This is a genomic window from Bradyrhizobium sp. USDA 223 (assembly GCF_044909005.1).
In the GTDB taxonomy this organism is placed as follows: domain Bacteria; phylum Pseudomonadota; class Alphaproteobacteria; order Rhizobiales; family Xanthobacteraceae; genus Bradyrhizobium; species Bradyrhizobium yuanmingense.
The window spans coordinates 2,124,704-2,139,390 of sequence record NZ_JBIYDR010000001.1 but is presented as its reverse complement, the minus strand read 5'-3'; the positions used below and the strand labels follow the sequence as shown (position 1 = coordinate 2,139,390).

The 14,687-nt window shown below is 62.8% G+C and carries 11 protein-coding genes and 2 tRNA genes; 5 read left to right on the top strand and 8 right to left on the bottom strand.

Going from position 1 to position 14,687, the window contains the following annotated elements; all coding sequences use genetic code 11:
- A complete protein-coding gene (locus ABIA40_RS09795; RefSeq protein ID WP_404540831.1) occupies positions 1 to 981 on the top strand; it encodes a cation diffusion facilitator family transporter in 981 nt (326 codons plus the stop codon).
- Between the two features lie 147 nt (positions 982 to 1,128).
- Here ABIA40_RS09795 and ABIA40_RS09790 read toward each other — a convergent pair whose 3' ends face one another.
- Together ABIA40_RS09790 and ABIA40_RS09785 are read right to left on the bottom strand one after the other, a co-directional pair.
- Complete coding sequence (locus ABIA40_RS09790; RefSeq protein ID WP_271538034.1) at positions 1,129 to 1,989, bottom strand: class I SAM-dependent methyltransferase; 861 nt, start codon at positions 1,987 to 1,989, stop codon at positions 1,129 to 1,131.
- Positions 1,990 to 2,100: 111 nt separating this feature from the next.
- The gene (locus tag ABIA40_RS09785; protein WP_404540829.1) at positions 2,101 to 4,056 is read right to left on the bottom strand and encodes an acyltransferase family protein; all 1,956 of its coding nucleotides are present in this window, start codon (positions 4,054 to 4,056) and stop codon (positions 2,101 to 2,103) included.
- 481 nt (positions 4,057 to 4,537) lie between these two features.
- On the opposite strand from ABIA40_RS09785, the gene ABIA40_RS09780 reads away from it, so the two are divergent.
- From ABIA40_RS09780 to ABIA40_RS09770, 3 genes are all read left to right on the top strand, one after another.
- Positions 4,538 to 6,052 (top strand): outer membrane protein, encoded by a 1,515-nt coding sequence (locus tag ABIA40_RS09780; protein ID WP_271538036.1) that lies wholly within the window; start codon positions 4,538 to 4,540, stop codon positions 6,050 to 6,052.
- Positions 6,053 to 6,283: 231 nt separating this feature from the next.
- Positions 6,284 to 6,646, top strand: coding sequence for a hypothetical protein (locus ABIA40_RS09775; protein ID WP_271538037.1), 363 nt, complete (start codon positions 6,284 to 6,286; stop codon positions 6,644 to 6,646).
- Positions 6,647 to 6,862: 216 nt separating this feature from the next.
- Positions 6,863 to 6,939 (top strand) — tRNA-Val (locus ABIA40_RS09770).
- A 142-nt stretch (positions 6,940 to 7,081) separates the two neighbouring features.
- Here ABIA40_RS09770 and ABIA40_RS09765 read toward each other — a convergent pair.
- The 3 genes from ABIA40_RS09765 to clpX all read right to left on the bottom strand — a co-directional run bounded on the left by ABIA40_RS09765 (position 7,082) and on the right by clpX (position 11,574).
- The gene (locus ABIA40_RS09765) at positions 7,082 to 7,486 is read right to left on the bottom strand and encodes a GFA family protein (RefSeq protein ID WP_271538038.1); all 405 of its coding nucleotides are present in this window, start codon (positions 7,484 to 7,486) and stop codon (positions 7,082 to 7,084) included.
- A gap of 72 nt (positions 7,487 to 7,558) precedes the next feature.
- Entirely contained in the window at positions 7,559 to 9,982 is a 2,424-nt protein-coding gene (gene lon / locus ABIA40_RS09760; protein ID WP_036010279.1) for an endopeptidase La, read from the bottom strand.
- A gap of 320 nt (positions 9,983 to 10,302) precedes the next feature.
- Positions 10,303 to 11,574, bottom strand: a complete 1,272-nt coding sequence (clpX, locus tag ABIA40_RS09755; protein ID WP_157283535.1) for an ATP-dependent Clp protease ATP-binding subunit ClpX — start codon at positions 11,572 to 11,574, stop codon at positions 10,303 to 10,305.
- Positions 11,575 to 11,756: 182 nt separating this feature from the next.
- Between clpX and ABIA40_RS09750 the strand changes: the two genes are divergently transcribed.
- Positions 11,757 to 11,963 carry a hypothetical protein gene (locus ABIA40_RS09750; RefSeq protein WP_225150083.1) on the top strand — a complete coding sequence of 69 codons (207 nt, stop codon included), beginning with the start codon at positions 11,757 to 11,759 and terminating at the stop codon, positions 11,961 to 11,963.
- Positions 11,964 to 12,025: 62 nt separating this feature from the next.
- Here the strand turns inward: ABIA40_RS09750 and ABIA40_RS09745 are convergent, their stop codons facing one another.
- The 3 genes from ABIA40_RS09745 to ABIA40_RS09735 form a co-directional block, all read right to left on the bottom strand.
- Positions 12,026 to 12,661 (bottom strand): ATP-dependent Clp protease proteolytic subunit, encoded by a 636-nt coding sequence (locus ABIA40_RS09745; protein WP_025036638.1) that lies wholly within the window; start codon positions 12,659 to 12,661, stop codon positions 12,026 to 12,028.
- Positions 12,662 to 12,943: 282 nt separating this feature from the next.
- Positions 12,944 to 14,305, bottom strand: coding sequence for a trigger factor (tig, locus tag ABIA40_RS09740; RefSeq protein ID WP_271538039.1), 1,362 nt, complete (start codon positions 14,303 to 14,305; stop codon positions 12,944 to 12,946).
- 174 nt (positions 14,306 to 14,479) lie between these two features.
- Positions 14,480 to 14,564, bottom strand: a tRNA-Leu gene (locus ABIA40_RS09735).
- Positions 14,565 to 14,687: the final 123 nt, after the last annotated feature.

The following is a 14,687-nucleotide window of genomic DNA, read 5'->3' as shown; positions in this document are numbered from 1 at the left end:
TTGGGCAGCCACGACCACCACGGTCATCGCGACCATGATCATGCGGGCCACTCGCATGCGCATGGCCATACGCACGATCATGGTCATGGACACGGCCATGTCCATGCACCCGCCAATTTCGGCAAGGCGTTCGCGCTCGGCATTACGCTCAACATCGCGCTCGTCGTCGCCGAGGCGGTTTACGGCTATGTCGGCAACTCCACCGCCCTGCTCGCCGATGCCGGCCATAACCTGTCGGACGTGCTCGGCCTCGTCATTGCCTGGGGCGCCTCGATCGCAGCCCGCCGCGCGCCCAAAGGCCGCTTTACCTACGGCTTTCGCGCCTCCACCATCCTGGCGGCGCTCGCCAATGCGGTGTTCCTGCTGGTCGCGACCGGCGCGATCGGCTGGGAGGCGATCCTGCGCCTGCGCGAGCCGGAGCCGGTCGCAGGCGCCACCGTCATGGTGGTCGCCGGCATCGGGATCCTCATCAACGGTTTCACCGCCCTGCTATTCGCGAGCGGGCGCAAGGACGACATCAACATCGAAGGCGCGTACCTGCACATGGCCGCCGACGCCGCGGTCTCGCTCGGCGTCGTGGTCTCGGCCGCGCTCATTATCTGGACCGGCTGGCTCTGGCTCGATCCCATCACCAGCCTCGTCATCTGCGCCACCATCCTCTGGAGCACGACCAGCCTGTTGCGCGGCTCCATCGACATGTCGATGGCGGCCGCGCCCAAGGGAACCGACCTCGCCGCAATCAGGGCGTTTTTGCTCGCTCGTCCCGGCGTCTCGGGGATTCACGATCTTCACGTCTGGCCGATCTCGACCACCGAGACGGCGCTGACCTGCCATCTCGTCATGCCCGCGGGCAGCGACGACGCATTCCTGATGCAGACGACGCAGCTCCTCAAGACATCCTTCCGCATCGGTCACACCACGCTCCAGGTCGAGACACATCCGGACAACGGCTGCGCGCTCGCGCCGGATGATGTGGTGTAGGAGTCCCCGGACTATCCGCGTCATTGCGAGCGCAGCGAAGCAATCCAGACGTCCTCCGCAGAGATAGTCTGGATTGCGTCGTCGCCGGCGCAAAATTGCTTCGGAATTTGTCGCGGGCTCCTCGCAATGACGGCGGAGGAGCAGCGCCTACGCAGCCTTCGCCGTCACGATCCAGATCGCGCCCTGCAGCGTCACGCTCTGCCCCTTCAAAAACGGCGCGAGCGCTTCGCGGATCGACGCCTTGGCTGCCTCATACGTCTCAGGGGGTTGGCCCTGGAGCGCGCGGCTGGCCGGGCCGATCTGCAGCGAGCCCTCCACGGCCGCATCGAGACCGCCGCCGATCGCGATATCCATCGGAAGATCATGCGGCTCCATCGCCGCGTCGACGAAGCCTGCGCCTCTCAGGATGCGCATCACGCGCTCTTCCGAGGCAAAGGCGAACGGGCCCGGCTCTTCGGGGCCGACCGGCGGCATCTTGGGCACGTGCTTGTAGACCGCCATCAGCGGCGCCATCGCCCACGGATTCTCCTTCGGCTCTCGCCAGCAAGCAAAGGCGAGCCGTCCCGTCGGCTTCAGCGCGCGGCGAAGATTGGTGAAGGACGCAATCGGGTCGGCGAAGAACATCACACCGAAACGAGAGGCGAGCAGATCGAAGCTCGCCGGCTCGAACGGATGCACCGTCGCATCTGCCAGGATGAAATCGAGCGGCAGGCCTTTCGGCGCAAGCGCGCGCGCCTGCGACAGCATCGGCCCGGAGACGTCAAGCCCGAGCGCAAGACCATCGGGCGCCACCGCCTTTGCAAATGCAAATGTTGTTGCACCAGAGCCGCAACCGACGTCGATCACGCGCTCGCCCGGCCTTGGTCCGGCGCGATCGATCAGCACATCGGCGATCGGCCCGAGCAGCTTCTCCTGCACCGCGTGGCGATCGGCCCAGCGTTGCCCGCTCGGGCCGTTCCAATAGGCGATCTGGTCGGCGTTTTGCTCGTGTCCGCTCGGCTGTTGCATCGGAACCTCATCACGTACCCTTGCCCTGTTCAGCGCCATATCACGAAGTCAAGTCCCGGCGCATCAAATTGAAGGATCGGCGCACAGGCCTCGGATGCTTCCGCAGCTCGCCTACGAATTCGCCCAGGGCAGATGCGCCTTGAGCTTCTCGCCAAGCAATTCCTCGCCGCAAGCGCTCAGATGATCGGGATCGCTGAACGTCAGGCAATCGCCGGTCACCAGGAAATACTGATCAACCTTGAACACGTCATAGAATGACAGGTACTTGAAGGTCTGCGGCCCCTCGGCGACCTCCTTGGCAATCTCGCTGTCAAGCGCCTTGAAATGATGGAGCGAGACGGGGTTCATCCTGAAGCCATCCCTGGCGATTGAGGGCGGATCGCGGAAATTGACCCGTGCTTCAACAAAAGGACCGAGCCATACCACCTTCGCCAGCGGCGCGATGGTCCGGAGATAATTGATGGTGAAGCGCACCTTCTCGTAGTTGATGAGAAAACCAGTCTTCCACTCGAACAGATGGTGGTTCTCCGAGTTACCCTGCAAGTCCGTCAGAAGGTGAGCTCCCGACACGTTGAAGACAATGCCGCGCACCGAAGCGCCGTTGCGCTCCAGGAAGCCTGCGAGCCTGGAATACGGGCAAGCATCGCTGTCGTTCCACGCTCGGCAGCCTTCGTTGACGAGGCCAACGACGAACTCGCCGGGCTTGGCTTTCGCAACCGCGTTGTAGACGTTCTCGCCATGCGAGTCGCCGACGACCATGGTCGCCGCGCCATGCTTCTCGGCACAGGATCGAAACCGCGCCTCGAACGCCTCGTCCGGACGGGGAGACCAGAACCGGCAGCCGCTGTCGATAAGTCGGGCCTTGATGTCGCGCAAGCCGTATTGCTTGATGAGCGCATAGGCCCGCTGGGTCGCCATGTCGTTGCGGGCGAGATAGTTGTTCTCGAGCCCGCCCGTGAAGATGCCGACGAGGCCGAGGCAAGCAAGTCCAGCGGATGCAGCGCCGCAATAGGCGAACACCTCGTTCCGGGTGAAGCGCTTGCGATCGCGCACCGGGCGTTCGACCAGCACGTAGGTCAGGTAGGCCAGGAGCAATGTAATTGCCGAAAGGCCGATGAAGACCGGGATGTTGGCATCATAGATTGCGCCGAGCCGCGCGAACGCGAACACAGGCTGATGCCAGAGATAGGCGCTGTAGCTGATCAGGCCGATGCCAACCAATCCGCGCGTCGCAACGATACGGCCCGATAGCGTGCCAGGTCGCAGGAACACGATCGCCAGCGCCGTGCCGAGTGTCGGCGGCAGCGTGTAGACGCCGGGATAGGGAATGTTGTGATAGGTGAAAATGGGGATCACGATCAACGCAAGGCCGAGCAGCGCTAGCGGCTCCGCGACCAGACGCGGCAAGCGCCGTGCTCCGGCCTCGATACGGCACAACGGCAGCAGTGCACCGATTGCAAGCTCCCAGAACCTTGCCGGCAAGAGGTAGAAGGTCGCTGCCGTCGCGTGATGCGATCCCCACACAGCGAGGGCGAAGCTCAGTATCGCGGTTGCGACAAACAACGCGATGGCGTGACGCCGACCGAGCTTGAGAAACCAGAACAGCGCGATCGGAAACACCAGGTAAAATTGCTCTTCGACCGCCAGACTCCAGGTATGGATGAGCGGCTTGAGCTCGGTTGGCCCGTCGAAATAGCCGCTTTGCGACCAGAAGAAGAAGTTCGAAACGAAACCGCAAACCGAGAGCAGGCTCTTGGCGAACTCCTCGAGATCGTGCGGGCTCAGCGAGTAGATCGCGAACGGAATGCACACGAGGCAGACCAGGAACAGGGGCGGCAGAATGCGCCGGGCGCGCCGCTCGTAGAAGCGGACAAAGCTGAAGCCGCCGTTCTCATATTCGTCCAGGATGATCGATGTGATCAGATAGCCGCTGATCACGAAGAAGACGTCGACACCGACGAAGCCGCCCGAGAATCCGGGAATTCCGGCATGATAGAGAATGACGGGCAGGACCGCGATTGCTCGCAGGCCGTCGATCTCCGGTCGGTAGGGCAGCTTGGTCGGCATATGGCCGGCGTCGGATCCAGATGGTGCTTGGGAGGGCAGCCGCTCTACGCGTCCCGGTTCGGGCCGATATGCCCGAGGCGAAGACAGGCCGCAAGCACAAGATGCGGCCGGAACCGACGGCAGTCGGCCCGTTCCATCCGGCCCGTCCGAGCCGCGTCGGATCGCAGACTGACGCTCGGAGATGTCTCGACGGGCCGCACACTTGGCCCTCTGGTAGCAAAGACATTCTTCCGAACGCCACCCGGTCCCTTCGAAGGACCAAGCGCCGTAGCCTCTGCGTCCGCGAGACCGACACCAGAAACGGAATGTCGCAAAAAGCCCGGCTCGCGGTTGGAAATGCACAGGCGAGCAGCACACTTTCCGCGATTGTAGCCTTCCTGCAACAGCATTCTGAACCAAACTTCGTATGTTGTCCCCGAGGAGTCGACTTTGGCGGGCGAGCGGTCGCTGAGCCACGGCTTGGTGGAATGGGGATGTTGGAATGAAGCAGGTTGCGCCCGCCCTCGTGGCATTGGTGACGTTTTCCGGATCAGCATTGGCAGCCGACCTTCCGCGCAAATCCTCCAGGCCACCGGCTGTCGCCGCAGCAGTCGCCAACTGGACCGGCTGCTACGTCGCGGGCGGCGGCGGCTACGGCATGTGGAATCAGGAAAATTCGACTTTTGTCGACGGTCCGGCCCGCTTTCAGAATGCCGATACCACCACCACGGGCGGCCGCGGATACTTCGGCACGGTACAGGCGGGATGCGACTATCAGTTTGCCGCGGCCGGCGAGCGCTTCGTGATCGGAGCTTTCGGTGATTATGATTTCTCCAGCCTGACCGGACGGCTCACTCCCTCCGGCTTCTCCATGGTTGGTGACGAGAAGATGAGCTCGGCCTGGGCTGTCGGCGGCCGTCTCGGCTGGCTGGCGACTCCCAGCCTGCTGACCTATGTCTCGGCGGGTTACACCGAAGCAACCTTCGACCGCACGAACTTCAATCTGAACTTCCCGCCGTTCGGCGTTTCGGCCGGACTTTATCAGGACAAGCGGACCTACAATGGTTGGTTCATCGGCTCCGGCGCCGAATATGCGCTGGGCTTCCTGCCGGGTCTCTTCTGGAAAACGGAATACCGGTTCTCCGACTTCGATGTCGGGACAAATCCGATCCGGGACACGGCGAGCGGCTTGCCGATCGGCTTTTCCGAAGATTCGAAGAAGTACGTCCACACGGTCCGCAGCGAGTTGGTTTACCGCTTCAATTCGAGCGGATCGGCCGCCGATGTAACTTCCCCTGCCTACCTGAAGGCGCCTCCGACTCCGATGCCGGTTACGAATTGGACTGGCTGCTACGTCGGTGGTGGCGGCGGCTACGGGCTGTGGAATCAGGACAACACGACCTATCTCGACGGACCGCCAAGGACCCGCTTCAGCGATACGGCAACGACCGGAGGCCGCGGCTTCTTCGGCACGGTGCAGGGCGGCTGCGACTACCAGTTTGCGGCAGCGGGCGCCGCCTTTGTCGTCGGCGCATTCGGCGATTACGATCTCAGCAGCCTGAAGGGCCAGCTCAGCCCGCCGCGCTTCGGGATCGTCGGCGAGGAAAAGATGAGCTCGGCCTGGGCGGGTGGCGGCCGGCTCGGCTGGCTGGCCGCCCCGAGCCTTCTGACCTATTTCTCAGTCGGCTATACCGAAGCCAACTTTGACCGTACTGATTTCACCCTCAACGCTGCGCCATTCGGAAGACCAAGCGGCGAGTTCATGGACAAGCGTACCTACCGTGGCTGGTTCATCGGCGCCGGCCAAGAACACGCGCTGAAGATCGTGCCTGGCCTGTTCTGGAAGACTGAATATCGATTCTCTGAATTCAACACCGGGACGAACGCCATCCGCGACACTGCAACGGGTCTGTCGGTCGGAGCGTCAATCGATTCCGAGAAATGGGTTCATGCCGTTCGCAGCCAACTGGTCTATCGCTTCAACTGGGGCGGAGGCCCGGTTGTGGCGAAATACTGATCTTCCATGCTGATCTCTCGCTAACGCAAAGCCCCGGTTCCTCCGGGGCTTTCGCTTTCTGCATTCGATCGTGTGGAAGTCGGGAACAGAGTTGCGCTCTGGGCTCCAGACCCGACACGAGCGCCCCATCCGCGCATTGCGGCCGCATTGGTTTCACCGAACGGCCACATCGGAATCAGACGCCAACCAGATTTCCTCGCTAGGTTCGCGGGCTTCTCAAATAGGAAAGGCATGACCATGCGCACCTTCACGGCATCCGTCATCGTTACAGCTCTCTCGCTGGGAACACCCGCTCTTGCGCAGGCACAGGGCGCATCGTCGCAACCCGGCGCGGAACAGCAATCCACGCAGTCCAGCACGGCGATCCGGAGCATACAGGTGATGGACGTCAAGGAATTGCAGCCGGCCGTGCGCGCGAAGGTCGATGAACTCGTGGCGCATACCAACGAAAAAGACATCCAGTCGCTTCGGCAGTCCATCGACGCCACACCGCAGGCTGCCTCCGTGCTCAAGGCCAAGGGCTTGAGTTCGGCACAGGTGGTCGCGATCAACATCGTCGACGGCGTGCTGACGATGTTCACCAAGACGTCCTGACATCAGGCGAGCTTCGAGGCCGTGCATGGCGGCCGAGTATGATCGTCGTCTCCTCGGCCGAAAGACGCGATCCGCAGCACGAAAGAGCTTTGCCCTGCAGCGGGCCCGCTGCAGGGCTGCTCATGTCCGGCGCAAATGCTCTCACGAGCCTGGAGCCGGGTCGGACGCGCTCGCCTCTTGCTTCGGCACCCGCCGGGGCGCTAAAGAGGCGCAATTGGGCGGTTAGCTCAGCTGGTTAGAGCATCTCGTTTACACCGAGAGGGTCCGCGGTTCGAATCCGTGACCGCCCACCAGCCTTCGCTCGCTTCGCGAGCTACGGCTCGGCAGGCCAGCACAGCAGGTCATGGGCGCGAAGCGAGCGAAGGCTGCCGCGCCGAAGCCCAACGGGCGAAGGCGGTCTTATCGCGGCGAAATTCAGCCCGGCAATCTCAGCCCTCAATCCTGCGGCCGCCCCGGCAGCAGCGGCACGGCATCGATCCACACCGCCGCCGACCGGCACCAGATCTGCCGCACCGGCCGTAGCGCGTTCCGTTGCCGGATGCTGCCCCAGCGGATGCCCCAATCGTCGGCCTGATCGCCCTCGCCGCTGGTGAACAGCGGGGAACCGCAATCGGCACAGAAATGCTGGAAGCGCATGCGGCCGTTGTCGCCGCGCTTGCCGTAGATTTTGGGCGAGCCGCGGGTCAGGCGGACATCGGCCTTGGTGCAGATGGCCGTCACCCGGAACGGCGAGCCGGTCAGCGTCTGGCAATCGGTGCAGTGACAGACCGAGACAGCCTCGGGGTCGATCTCTGCCTCGAACGCGATCTTCCCGCAATGGCATTGCCCATCGACGTGCATTGCCTCCTCCCCTTCCCCAAACAAAAACGGCGCCCGAAGGCGCCGTTTTATCATCATTTTCGAGCTGCGATCTCAGTGAGCGGTCAGGCCGCCGGCGGCTTCATCGCCGTCCGGCTTCACCGTCACCTTGGTGTCCTCTTCCCAGACGATCGGCGTAGGCTTCTTCACCAGGGCCTTGGCGACGACGTCATCGAGGCGCGAGACCGGGATGATCTCCATTCCGCCCTTGATCGCATCGGAAATCTCCGTGAGATCCTTGGCGTTGTCCTCGGGGATCAGCACCGTCTTGATGCCGCCGCGGGCCGCAGCCAGCAGCTTCTCCTTGAGGCCGCCGATCGGCAGCACGCGGCCGCGCAGCGTGATTTCGCCGGTCATCGCGACATCATGGCGAACCGGGATGCCGGTCATGACCGAGATGATCGCGGTGGCCATCGCAACGCCTGCGGACGGACCATCCTTCGGCGTCGCGCCCTCCGGCACGTGCACGTGGATGTCGCGCTTGTCGAACAGCGGCGGCTCGACGCCGTAGTTGATCGCTCGCGAGCGGACGTAGGACGCCGCCGCGGAGATCGACTCCTTCATGACGTCGCGCAGATTGCCCGTGACCGTCATCTTGCCCTTGCCGGGCATCATGACGCCTTCGATCGTCAGCAGCTCGCCGCCGACATCGGTCCAGGCAAGGCCGGTGACGATACCGACCTGCGGCTCGCTCTCGATCTCGCCGAAGCGGTACTTCGGCACGCCGAGCAACTCTTCCAGAGTCTTCTCGGTGACCTTGACCGACTTCTTCTTGGAGATCATCAGCTCCTTCACCGCCTTGCGGGCCAGTGTAGAGAGCTCACGCTCCAGGTTGCGCACGCCCGCTTCGCGGGTGTAGCGGCGGATCAGCAGCAGCAGCGCCTCGTCGTCGATCGAGAACTCCTTGGAGTCGAGGCCATGCTTGGACACCGCGTTCGGGATCAGGTGCTTGCGCGAGATCTCGACCTTCTCGTTCTCGGTGTAGCCCGCGATCCGGATGATCTCCATGCGGTCCATCAGGGGCCCCGGGATATTGAGCGTATTCGCGGTGGTGATGAACATCACGTTGGACAGATCGTAGTCGACCTCGAGATAGTGGTCGTTGAAGGTCCCGTTCTGCTCGGGGTCGAGAACCTCGAGCAGCGCCGAGGACGGATCGCCGCGGAAATCGGCGCCCATCTTGTCGATCTCGTCCAAGAGGAACAGCGGATTGGACGACTTCGCCTTGCGCATCGACTGGATGATCTTGCCGGGCATCGAGCCGATATAGGTGCGGCGGTGACCGCGGATCTCGGCCTCGTCGCGCACGCCGCCGAGCGAGACGCGCACGAACTCGCGCCCCGTCGCCTTCGCGATCGACTTGCCGAGCGAGGTCTTGCCGACGCCGGGAGGCCCGACCAGGCACAGGATCGGCCCCGTCAGCTTGTTGGCGCGCGACTGCACCGCGAGGTACTCGACGATACGCTCCTTGACCTTCTCAAGACCGTAGTGATCGGAGTCCAGGATGGCTTGCGCCTGCTCCAGGTCCTTCTTCACCTTGGACTTCTTGTTCCACGGGATCGACAGCAGCCAATCCAGATAGTTGCGCACGACGGTCGCCTCCGCGGACATCGGCGACATCTGGCGCAGCTTCTTCAATTCATGCTGCGCCTTCTCGCGCGCTTCCTTGGAGAGCTTGGTCTTGGAGATCTTCTCTTCGAGATCGGCGAGCTCGTCGCGACCGTCGTCGTCGCCGAGTTCCTTCTGGATCGCCTTCATCTGCTCGTTGAGATAATACTCGCGCTGGGTCTTCTCCATTTGTCGTTTGACGCGAGAACGGATGCGCTTCTCGACCTGCAGAACCGAGATCTCGCTCTCCATCAGGCCCAGCACCTTCTCCAGGCGCGTGGTGACGGACAGCGTCTCCAGGATTCCTTGCCGATCGGCGATCTTGACGGCGAGATGCGAGGCGACCGTATCGGCCAGCTTGGCGAAATCGGTGATCGCCTGCACGACGCCGACGACCTCGGCCGAGATCTTCTTGTTGAGCTTCACATAGCTCTCGAAGTCGGACACGACCGAGCGCGCCAGCGCTTCCGCCTCGACCGATTTCGCATCGGTGTCGGCGAGCGCGACGGCGGTCGCCTCATAATAGTCGGCGCGGTCGGTGTACTTCGCCACGCGCGCACGCTCGAGGCCCTCGACCAGCACCTTCACGGTGCCGTCGGGAAGCTTCAGGAGCTGCAGCACGCTGGCAAGCGTCCCGGTCTCGTAAATGGCATCGGGCGCCGGATCATCGTCGGACGCGTTCTTCTGCGTCGCGAGCATGATCAGCGCGTCGTTCTTCATCACCTCTTCGAGTGCGCGGATCGACTTCTCGCGACCGACGAAGAGCGGAACGATCATGTGCGGAAAGACGACGATGTCGCGCAGCGGCAGCACGGGATAGGCGTGCGCTTCGCCATGAACGATGGTTGGCCGGGGTTTTGGATTGGTCATGGCCTTTTCCTTTTGCTTTGCCCCCTTGCACGCAGCCCGCGATCATGCGCAACCGCCACAAGGTGCCGAGGTGATCCGCAGAACCGGTCGGTCCTCTACAAGTTGGACCGGCTCGCCGGAACGGAACTGAGGCGAATCTTGAAGAGAATTTTCGCTCGCCGCCGACATTAGGTGGCTATCGACCCGGGGGGTGTCAAGTCATTGAAAAACGCGCGCCATCAGGCGCTTACGCAACGCGGTAAGCGACGCAATACCGGCTGCGGAACCACGGCTCCGCAGCCAACTCGAGGAGACGATTGGAGCGTTCCAGCGCCGTCAGATCAGGCGCTGGCGTTCTCGACCGCGCGATCGGACCGATCGGCGTAGATGTAGAGCGGACGCGCCGTGCCTTCCACGACTTCGCGGGAAATCACGACTTCTTCCACACCCTCCAGGCCCGGCAGGTCGAACATGGTCTCGAGCAGGATCGCCTCGAGGATCGAACGCAGGCCTCGCGCGCCGGTCTTGCGCTCGATCGCCTTGCGGGCGACCGCGCCAAGCGCTTCGTCGGCGAAGGTCAGCTCGATGTTCTCCATTTCGAACAGCCGCTGGTACTGTTTCACCAGCGCGTTCTTCGGCTCGGTCAGGATCTTCTTCAGCGAGGTCTCGTCGAGGTCCTCGAGCGTCGCCACAACCGGCAGACGGCCGACGAATTCGGGGATGAGGCCGTACTTCAGGAGGTCCTCAGGCTCGACGTGACGGAAGATCTCACCGGTCCGGCGATCCTCCGGCGCGAGCACGTGGGCGCCGAAGCCGATCGAGGTCGACCGACCGCGGGCCGAGATGATCTTCTCCAGGCCGGCGAAGGCGCCGCCGCAGATGAACAGGATGTTGGTGGTATCCACCTGCAGGAACTCCTGCTGCGGATGCTTGCGGCCGCCCTGCGGCGGGACCGAAGCCACCGTGCCTTCCATGATCTTGAGCAGCGCCTGCTGCACGCCCTCACCCGACACATCGCGCGTGATCGAGGGGTTGTCGGACTTGCGGCTGATCTTATCGATTTCGTCGATGTAGACGATGCCGCGCTGGGCGCGCTCGACGTTGTAGTCGGCGGCCTGGAGCAGCTTCAGGATGATGTTCTCGACGTCCTCGCCGACATAGCCGGCCTCCGTCAGCGTCGTGGCGTCGGCCATCGTGAATGGCACGTCCAGGATGCGGGCGAGCGTCTGAGCGAGCAGCGTCTTGCCCGAGCCGGTCGGACCGATCAGCAGGATGTTCGACTTCGCGAGTTCGACGTCGTTGTGCTTGGTCTGATGGTTGAGGCGCTTGTAGTGATTGTGCACCGCGACCGAGAGGACCTTCTTCGCATGGCTCTGGCCGATGACGTAATCGTCCAGCACCTTGCAGATTTCCTTCGGCGTCGGAATACCGTCGCGCGACTTGACCAGCGAGGACTTGTTCTCCTCGCGGATGATGTCCATGCAGAGCTCGACGCACTCGTCGCAGATGAAGACCGTGGGACCCGCGATCAGTTTGCGGACTTCGTGCTGGCTCTTGCCGCAGAACGAGCAATATAGCGTGTTCTTGGAGTCGCTCGTGCCGACCTTACTCATTCATGTCTCCGTCCGCGGTTCGATCCCGTTCCGCTCGATCGCTCCATTCCGACACGATGGTCGGCATGAAGCTTAAGTAGAGCAAATTCCGTACCAAAAAAGACCCTACGCTTTACTACATTCGGTGCGAATCACGGTGGCTCGATTCTCCCGCGATCATAGCCGATCAATCGTAGCCAACCATGCTGTCACCCGACTATCAAGAATTCGCTAATCGGGGGTCGCCGGCTACCCGTGACAATACCGTGATTTCCGGTCTTGGCACGGGCGAAGTGATCGAAAACACCCCGGCGTTGCTGGATTGCCACGAAAAACAAGCACGAAAGCGGAACTTTCTGCTTGTCGCAGGGCGCAAAACCGCGTTTTGCGCCGTGCGCACGCGCACCTAACGTGAACGCCGCCCTGACGGGTCCACGGCAAACCGAGGGCTCGTCGTGACGCCCCAGTAGTGCTACGGGGCCTTCGCCGGCGCCGGCTCCTCGGCGCGCTTGTCGATCACCTTGTCGACCAGGCCAAACTCCTTGGCGTCGTTCGCGGTCAGGAACTTGTCGCGCTCCAACGCATCCTCGATCGACTTGTAGGTCTGGCCGGTGTGCTTGACGTAGATCTCGTTGAGCCGCTTCTTCAGGTTCAGGATCTCCTGGGCGTGCAGCATGATATCGGTCGCCTGGCCCTGGAAGCCGCCGGAGGGCTGGTGCACCATGATGCGCGCGTTCGGCAGCGAGAAGCGCATGTCCTTCTCGCCGGCGCAAAGCAGCAGCGAGCCCATCGAAGCCGCCTGACCGGTGCACAGGGTCGAGACCGGCGGGCGGATGAACTGCATGGTGTCGTAGATCGCAAGGCCCGACGTCACCACGCCGCCCGGCGAGTTGATGTACATCGAGATTTCCTTCTTCGGATTTTCCGCCTCGAGGAACAAGAGCTGCGCGACGATCAGCGTCGACATGCCGTCCTCGACCGGGCCGGTCACGAAGATGATGCGCTCCTTCAAGAGGCGCGAGAAAATGTCGTAGGCGCGCTCGCCACGGTTGGTCTGCTCGACCACCATGGGCACGAGGTTCATGTAGGTTTCAACCGGATCGCGCATGAGTCACCTAGGGTTTCGGAGACGGACATCGCCGGGCAGGCTTGCCAGCTTGGCTGGATTTGCCGGAAGGCGAATGGACGTCCTGTGATGCAGGAACTTGGGTAAGAAGTAGAAAGGCGTAGCGACAGATATAGCCCATTTCGCTTCTGACAAGTGCGCAGCGCATTAAGGCTTAATCCGTGGCGGCAGTTGAAGCTGATTCGCACAAAGAGCCCCAGCCGGCCACCTGGCTAGCTGGGCCTCTTCGCTCATCATCCTTAATAGCGGACTATCTCAAACCCTTCAGGCCGCGGTCTTTTCCGCGTCGTCGTCCTTGTAGAGGTCCTCGCGCGAAACCTTCTTCTCGGTCACGTTGGCGAGCTCGAGGATGAAGTCGACCACCTTGTCCTCGTAGATCGGTGCACGAAGCTGGGCCAACGCCTGGGCGTTGTTGCGGTAGAAGTCCCAGACCTCCTTTTCGCGGCCGGGCATCGAGCGCGCGCGCTCGATCACGGCGCGGCCGACCTCGTCGTCGGTCACCGTGATCTTGTTCTTCTCGCCGATCTCGGAGAGCACCAGGCCAAGGCGCACGCGGCGATCGGCGATCTTGCGATATTCCTCCTTCGCCTTGTCCTCGGTGGTGTCCTCGTCGGCAAAGGTCTTACCGGCGGAGTCCATCTCAGCCTTGACCGAGTTCCACATCAGGCTGAACTCCTCGTCCACCAGCGAGGGCGGCGCCTCGAAGCGATGCGCCTCGTCGAGGCGGTCGAGCAACGCGCGCTTGACGCGTTGGCGCGTGGCGGTGGCGAACTCGGCGGTCAGGCGCTCGCGCGCGGCTTCCTTGAGCTTGTCCAGCGATTCCAGGCCGAGCGACTTGGCGAATTCGTCGTCGATCGCAAGGTCCTGCGGCGCCTCGACCAGGGTCGCGGTGGTCTCGAACTCGGCCGGCTGCCCGGCGAGCTTGTCGTTCATGTAGTTCTTCGGGAACGACACCTTCAGCGTGCGCGTCTCACCCGCGCCGATGCCGATGAGCTGCTCCTCGAAGCCCGGAATGAAGGTATTGGAGCCGATCAGGACCTGGATGCCCTCGCCGGTGCCGCCTTCGAAGACTTCGCCGTTGATGCGGCCCGTGAAGTTGATGGTGACGCGGTCGCCCTGCTCTGCCTTGGCGCCCTCGCCCTTGTCGGCGTAGGTGCGATTGGAATCGGCGATGCGCTTGATCGCCTCGTCGACGTCGGCGTCGGTGACCTCGGCAACGGGCTTCTCGACCTGGAAGCTCTTGAAGTCGGCGAGCGCGATCGCCGGCACCACTTCGATGGCCACCGTGTAGGTCAGATCCGTCTTGCCGCTCAGCAGCTCCTCGACGTCCTTCTGCTCTGTCGGCATGGTGATCTTCGGCTCGGTCGCGAGGCGGAAGCCGCGCTCGGAGAACAGCTGCGTGTTGGTGTCGCGGATGGTCTGGTCGATGGTCTCGGCCATCACCGAGCGGCCATAAACCTTCTTCAGGTGCGAGACCGGCACCTTGCCCGGACGGAAGCCGTTGATGCGGACCTTGTCCTTGAGGTCGACGAGCTTGGCGCCGGCCTTGGCGTCGAGATCAGACGCGGGAACGCTGATCTTGAACTCGTGCTTCAAACCTTCCGAGAGGGTTTCTGTGACCTGCATGGCGTCCAATCTTCTTTTCGTTCGGCCCCGGCACGTCGCGCGTCGGGACGCTGTCGTTAATCGATCCGGCGCGAGGCGATCGCCTCCACGCCGGTGGTTCATCGGACCCGCTCCAGGCGGATGATCATCCGCGCGAAAGCAGGCCTCGTAATCCGTGCAAACGCGATAAGCGCTTGGTGCGGGCGGAGGGACTCGAACCCCCACAACTTTCGTCACTGGAACCTAAATCCAGCGCGTCTACCAGTTCCGCCACGCCCGCGTGAATTCGCATCAAGACCGGCCGCGATGCCGCGGGCGGCCGGGCTTATAGCATGTGCCTGACTGTTCGCAGCAAAAAAATGGCCTGATGGAGGCAAGCTTCAAGTAGGCACTGCGGCTGGAC

Bases quoted from the DNA above. Each gene is read 5' to 3' on its own strand.
- ABIA40_RS09790 (WP_271538034.1), bottom strand. From the start codon at position 1,989: ATGCAACAGCCGAGCGGACACGAGCAAAACGCCGACCAGATCGCCTAT.
- ABIA40_RS09785 (WP_404540829.1), bottom strand. From the start codon at position 4,056: ATGCCGACCAAGCTGCCCTACCGACCGGAGATCGACGGCCTGCGAGCA.
- ABIA40_RS09780 (WP_271538036.1), top strand. From the start codon at position 4,538: ATGAAGCAGGTTGCGCCCGCCCTCGTGGCATTGGTGACGTTTTCCGGA.
- ABIA40_RS09775 (WP_271538037.1), top strand. From the start codon at position 6,284: ATGACCATGCGCACCTTCACGGCATCCGTCATCGTTACAGCTCTCTCG.
- ABIA40_RS09765 (WP_271538038.1), bottom strand. From the start codon at position 7,486: ATGCACGTCGATGGGCAATGCCATTGCGGGAAGATCGCGTTCGAGGCA.
- lon (WP_036010279.1), bottom strand. From the start codon at position 9,982: ATGACCAATCCAAAACCCCGGCCAACCATCGTTCATGGCGAAGCGCAC.
- clpX (WP_157283535.1), bottom strand. From the start codon at position 11,574: ATGAGTAAGGTCGGCACGAGCGACTCCAAGAACACGCTATATTGCTCG.
- ABIA40_RS09750 (WP_225150083.1), top strand. From the start codon at position 11,757: ATGCTGTCACCCGACTATCAAGAATTCGCTAATCGGGGGTCGCCGGCT.
- ABIA40_RS09745 (WP_025036638.1), bottom strand. From the start codon at position 12,661: ATGCGCGATCCGGTTGAAACCTACATGAACCTCGTGCCCATGGTGGTC.
- tig (WP_271538039.1), bottom strand. From the start codon at position 14,305: ATGCAGGTCACAGAAACCCTCTCGGAAGGTTTGAAGCACGAGTTCAAG.